This is a genomic window from Kitasatospora sp. NPDC091257, assembly GCF_044757675.1.
In the GTDB taxonomy this organism is placed as follows: Bacteria; Actinomycetota; Actinomycetes; order Streptomycetales; family Streptomycetaceae; genus Kitasatospora; species Kitasatospora lactacystinica.
On record NZ_JBIVVI010000800.1, the window covers coordinates 1 to 4,304 of the forward strand.

Consider the following 4,304-nt stretch of genomic DNA (forward strand, 5'->3'; position numbering starts at 1 on the left):
CCCTGGTCCCGCAGCTGCTCGCGGGCCGGGGGCTCAGTGGCGCCTCGGCCCGGCCGCGGCGCCCCGCAGGGACTCGATCACCCGCTTGTCATGGTGCCGGGTGTCGCCGAGCGGCACGAGCGGCCCGAGTTGTCGACTCCGCTCCCCGGTCCGGTGGGTGAACCCGGACGGCCGTGGTGGCCGGTATTGACCGGTTCCCGGCGGCGGCCTGCGTGTCGGGGCGGCGGGCGGGTACCGGGGTTCTCTATCGTCCCGTCCGGAACCGCCCAGTCCGAGGAATCCGTCGCGAGTACAGCCGATCCGACCCGTGGGAGAGTGCGATGCCCGGCCCAGAGCAGACCGTCCGGCCCGAGGAGACCGACAGGGACGAGGAGGCCGTCCGGGCCGCGGAGAGCGCCGACGTCATCGTGGTCGGCGCCGGACCGGCGGGCTCCACCGCCGCCGCCCACCTCGCCCGGACCGGGCTGGACGTCCTGCTGCTGGAGAAGTCCGCCTTCCCGCGCGAGAAGGTCTGCGGCGACGGCCTCACCCCGCGCGCCGTCAAGCAGCTGACCGACCTCGGCATCGACGTCTCCGAGGGAGCCGGCTGGCTGCACAACCGGGGCCTGCGGCTGATCTCCGGGCGCCGCTCGCTGGAGTTCGACTGGCCCGAGCTCTCCGCCTACCCCGGGTACGGACTGGTCCGGCGCCGTGCCGACTTCGACGAACTGCTCGCCCGCAAGGCCGCCTCGGCCGGTGCCCGGCTGGTCGAACGCGTCACTGTGACGGGCCCGCTGCTGGACGAGCGGACCGGCCGGATCACCGGCGTCACCGCCAGGTCGGGGGAGGAGCGCCGGCCGGTCGCCTACCGGGCCCCGGTCGTGGTCGCCGCCGACGGCAACTCCACCCGGCTGTCGGTGGCGATGAAGCGCCACCGCCGTACCGACCGCGCGATGGGCGTCGCGTACCGGACGTACTTCACCACCCCGCGCCACGACGACCGCTACCTGGAGGCCTGGCTCGACCTGCGCGACCCCGACGACCCGGCCCGGGGCCTGCTGCCCGGCTACGCCTGGGTGTTCGGCATGGGCGACGGCACCGCCAACGTCGGCCTCGGGGTCCTCGACACCACCGGGACCGAGGTGGACTGGCGGGAACTGCTGCGCCGCTGGTGCGACGGCCTGCCCCCGGAGTACGGCTACACCCCCGACGGGGTCACCGAGCCGATCCGCGGCGCCGCCCTGCCGATGGGCCTCAACCGCCGGCCCCACTACGCCGACGGCCTGCTGCTGGTCGGCGACGCGGGCGGCACGGTCAGCCCGGGCACCGGCGAGGGCATCGCCTACGCGATGGAGTCCGGCCGGTTCGCCGCCGAGGCCGTCGTCCAGGCCCTCGCCCGCCGCACCGACCGCGGCCGCGAACTCGCCCTGCGCGCCTACCCGCAGGCGCTGCGCTCCGCGTACGCCGGCTACTTCGCGCTCGGCCGCCTGGCCGCCGACCTGCTGGGCCGCCCGAAGCTGCTCGGCGCGGCCGGGGCCGCCGGGCTGGGCCACCCGGCGCTGCTGAAGGTGGCGTTCCGGCTGATGGTCAACCTGACCGAGCCGAACTCCAAGGACGCCCTCGACCGGCTGCTCCACCTGCTCGGGCGGGTCGCCCCGGGGAAGTGACCGGGGGAAGTGACCCGGTGGCGCCGGACCGTTCATCCTCCTGGACGGGCGGCCCCGCTGTCCCGGGTTCGGCCTAATCCGCGCAGTCGAACGGGCAGTCGTACGGATCATATTGACGAATGATCAGAAGATCCGATTGCCTGGTGTCGAACCAGCCACGGAGGGTGAGCACAACGCCCCTCCGTGGCTCCCCTTTCGACCGCTGACCCGTTCGACGGAGACACCGTGCGCCTTCGCCTTCGCCTGCTCGTCGCGCCGCTCGCCGCGGCCGCCGCCCTCACCGCCGTGAGCACCCCCGCCGCCCTCGCGGCCCCGGCGGCCACCCCCTCCGACCAGTGCTCCGCCGCCTTCCGCCACGACGACGCCCGCCTCGGCCCCGCCGACCTCCCGACCACCGGCCCGGTCGGCCGCCAGCTCGCCGGCTACCAGCGCACCGGCGGCGCGAGCGACCAGGCCTTCCTGGCCCAGTACTACGACCCGGCCGGCAACGGCGGCAAGGGCGGCTGGATCTACCCGCCGGCCGACGGCTACGTCACCCTGCCCGACGGCAGCCCGATCGAGTTCGACCTCACGCTGTACCCGAACCAGAACATCGACCGCTACGGCAGCGAGTACGGCGCCTACCTCGCCCCCGAGGGCCTGCCCTACGCCAACCGCGCGCTCCCGCCGCAGAGCCTGGACAGCAACCCGCCGGCCGCCTGCAACTACCACGACTACAAGGTGGTCAAGGCCTTCACGGTGCACGCCGGCCCGATCGCGCCGTGGTTCAACCAGCCCGGCTGGGGCCTCCAGTACCAGCTCGACGGCGCCCTGCTGCCCGGCGGCCCGGCCAGGCCGAACGTGCTCTGGCTGGTCGAGAACGGCTACCTGGCCCGGATCTGACCCCGCTCCGGGCCCGCGGCCGCTCCGACCCGGACGGAGCGGCCGCGGGCCCGGGCTCCGGGAAATTCGCTGGCGGGCCCGGGGGCGCCGGGGATAGGAAGACGGGATGACCATCAGCGATCCCGCCACCGACCGGCGGGTCTTCCGCCCCGCCGTCCTCGACCTCGGCGACGCCCTGCTGCGCCCGTTCGGGCACGGCCTCGACGTGCCCGGCGGCATCGTGCCCGCCCTGGTCGCCGCCGCGGCCGACCCGGCCGTCGCCCGCTGGACCCCGCTCAGCGGCTCCGGCCCGGTCGACGCCGAGGCCTACCTCGACCGCTGCGAGGCCCGCTGGGCCGACGGCACCGCGGCCCCCTTCGCCGTCGTCGCCGCCGCCGACGGCCGCCTGTGCGGCAACGCCTACCTGGAGTGGACCAACCGGGACGACGGCGTGGTCATGGTCGGCTACTGGCTGCTCGCCGCCGCCCGCGGCCGGGGCCTGGCCACCCGGGCCGCCACCGCCGCCACCCGCTGGGCGGTGGAGCAGGCCGACGCCCGCCGCATCGAGCTCTACCACGCCGTCGGCAACGAGGACTCCTGCCGGGTCGCGGCGCGGGCCGGCTTCCCGTACGAGGGCACCCTGCGCGCCTCCTACACCTACGGCGGGGGCGTCTACACGGACGAGCACCTGCACGCCCGGCTGGCCTCCGACCCGTTCACGGACTGAGCGCCCCGCCCGCGGGCCCGGCCGACCGAGCGGGCTCAGCCCCGGACGGTGCCGCCGTGGAGCCCGAACGCGGGGGCGGCGGACTCGGTGAAGCGCTCCTCCTGCATGGCGGTCAGCCCGCGGACCACCAGGACGGCGAGGACGGCGGCCACCACCAGCAGCAGGTCGGAGGCGATCAGCCAGCCGACGGCCTGCTGGTAGCCGTCCGCGTACTGCGCCGAGGCCGAGCCGAGGTACTGGGAGCCGACCCGGCCGGTCGCGTTGGAGATCCAGAAGGTGGCCCACCAGAGGTTGAGCAGCGTCTGCGGGAGCTGCGGGCGCACGCCCGAGGCGTCCGGCCGGGCGCCGGCCTGCCAGATGTCGCCCGCGATCTGGCGGGGGAACCAGAGCGCGACCACGGGGGTGAACCAGGCGCCGATCGCCCAGCCGCGCTTGAACCGGTGCCCGCGCGGGTCGAAGACCTCGGCGTTCACCCGGACCCGGTGGAACCAGATGACGAACGTGACCGCGGACGCGACCAGGGCCACCAGCTGGAGGTAGCCGACGCTGTCGTAGAGCTGCGCCGTGTCCATCAGCGCGGAGCCGTCGGACTCGGCGCCGGTGGCGAGATCGCCGGCCTCCCCGTACAGGCGCAGGCCCACGCCGAGCGGGGCGAGGGTCGTGGCGGCGCTCACGGCGAGCAGAACGGTGGCGGCGGTGGCGCTGGCTCTGGGCGAGCGGTACACGGCGGGCGAAGGCATCGGGGATCGGGCTCCTGGACTGGACCAATGTGATGGAGCGACACCCTAGGGCCAAACGATCACCCCTGACCAGCTACTTTTCCGGGCCGTCGAAAGGATTCCGGGGGCCCGGGCGCAGGCTGCGCGCGCGGCGGAGGAGCGACCTAACCTGGAAGGGAGCATTCGGTGCGTCGCCCGCGAACGGAAGCGGTGGTCATGACGGTGGTCTCGGCGGCCCTCTTCGGTACCGACTGGTGGCAGCCCACGCTGCCCGGCGGTGCCGAGTTGCTGCGCGAGTGCGCCGCCCGGGGGTGGACGGTGGTGCTGACCGGCCCCGGTCCCGCCGGGGCT

Annotated in this window: 4 protein-coding genes; 3 read left to right on the top strand and 1 reads right to left on the bottom strand. The window is 75.0% G+C overall.

Annotated elements, in window-relative coordinates; all coding sequences use genetic code 11:
• Positions 1 to 320 precede the first annotated feature (320 nt).
• From ACIQOV_RS29790 to ACIQOV_RS29800, 3 genes are all read left to right on the top strand, one after another.
• Entirely contained in the window at positions 321 to 1,646 is a 1,326-nt protein-coding gene (locus ACIQOV_RS29790; protein ID WP_401053684.1) for a geranylgeranyl reductase family protein, read from the top strand.
• A 225-nt stretch (positions 1,647 to 1,871) separates the two neighbouring features.
• Entirely contained in the window at positions 1,872 to 2,528 is a 657-nt protein-coding gene (locus tag ACIQOV_RS29795) for a TNT domain-containing protein (RefSeq protein WP_401053686.1), read from the top strand.
• Positions 2,529 to 2,634: 106 nt separating this feature from the next.
• Entirely contained in the window at positions 2,635 to 3,234 is a 600-nt protein-coding gene (locus ACIQOV_RS29800) for a GNAT family N-acetyltransferase (protein WP_401053687.1), read from the top strand.
• A 35-nt stretch (positions 3,235 to 3,269) separates the two neighbouring features.
• On the opposite strand, the gene ACIQOV_RS29805 is transcribed toward ACIQOV_RS29800, so the two are convergent.
• Positions 3,270 to 3,974, bottom strand: coding sequence for a DUF4328 domain-containing protein (locus tag ACIQOV_RS29805; RefSeq protein WP_401053688.1), 705 nt, complete (start codon positions 3,972 to 3,974; stop codon positions 3,270 to 3,272).
• Positions 3,975 to 4,304 lie beyond the last annotated feature (330 nt).